Source organism: Syntrophaceticus schinkii (assembly GCF_000946815.1).
Classification (GTDB): Bacteria; Bacillota; DSM-12270; order Thermacetogeniales; family Thermacetogeniaceae; genus Syntrophaceticus; species Syntrophaceticus schinkii.
The window spans coordinates 1-1,032 of record NZ_CDRZ01000136.1 but is presented as its reverse complement, the minus strand read 5'-3'; the positions used below and the strand labels follow the sequence as shown (position 1 = coordinate 1,032).

Genomic DNA, 1,032 nt, shown 5'->3' with positions numbered 1-1,032 from the left:
CGAACGGGGTGACTATTGTTTTAACCATCCTTCCCACAGCAGTCCGGGTGAAATTATCTGTCAAATCCACCTTAGAGTTTTGTTGGCTGTCGAAGTATGCTTCAATTTCATCGACACAGGCGGACAAGGCTGGTTTTCCTGCTTCTGAGGCATCAATCATTCCGATGATGTTCTCATCCTTAGACAACAGGTTGAATATTGCGATAGCGTCAGGGTTGCCGTCAAACTTTGAGCAGTTTGGGTTTTGTGCAAGAAAGTCCCCAAATGTTGCCTTCATGTTATACTCTCCTTTCACGCACGTATTATCACATATCTATTATAGACAGCGTGGATATACTTGTCAATAGCATTTTTAAAGATATTTTCGGAGGTGATGCGTCTTTGTGGTCAAATTGTGGTCAAGAAAAGAGCCCTTCGAATAGACGGGACAAGGGTTTTAGTAGCAAGCTCGGGGAGAAAAGCGGTTCCCCTGGCAACGGTACCGTTTACCACCCGCATTTTGTCGAATTCCAACGAACGGGATAATATGGATTAAAGAGAATCCCTCTGAAGGGGTTCTTTTTTAACATAACGTTAGGACAATGGGGGAGGGGCAGTTGTAAATAGTATGATAAAATGATAATATTTAACTATAAAATACCAAAATAAGGGGTAGGGTTCAGATGCTAACGGTAATGTAAATTCTAAAATTCTTTTTGTTGCGGAGCTCCAGGCCGTTTAGGTGCAGATAGAACAGGTATACCACTTTATGGTGATCAAACCGGGGATAATTTCGAGGTGCTTTTGGCTGATGTTGGATGGAAGAGGGAGCAAGTCTTTATCACTAATGCAGTACTTTGTAATCCACGTACAGAGCAGGGGAATAACAGAATTCCGTCTGTGGATGAAATCCGTAATTGTTCCTATTATCTGAGTAGACTATTAACTTAGTCCAGCCAGAGGTCATAGTATCCGTCGGTGCCGTTGCGCTAAAGGCACTTTCTTATATATCTCCCCATGCAATTAAATTAAAAGAAGATGTCGGTTTGCTAG

General features: G+C 42.2%; 1 protein-coding gene and 1 pseudogene. One reads left to right on the top strand and one right to left on the bottom strand.

Annotated elements, in window-relative coordinates:
* The coding region (locus SSCH_RS06420; RefSeq protein WP_044664748.1) for a hypothetical protein at window positions 1-277 on the bottom strand (277 nt) is incomplete at its 3' end.
* A 440-nt stretch (window positions 278-717) separates the two neighbouring features.
* On the opposite strand from SSCH_RS06420, the pseudogene SSCH_RS21800 reads away from it, so the two are divergent.
* Window positions 718-930: pseudogene (locus SSCH_RS21800) on the top strand (uracil-DNA glycosylase family protein); the annotation flags it as partial.
* Window positions 931-1,032: the final 102 nt, after the last annotated feature.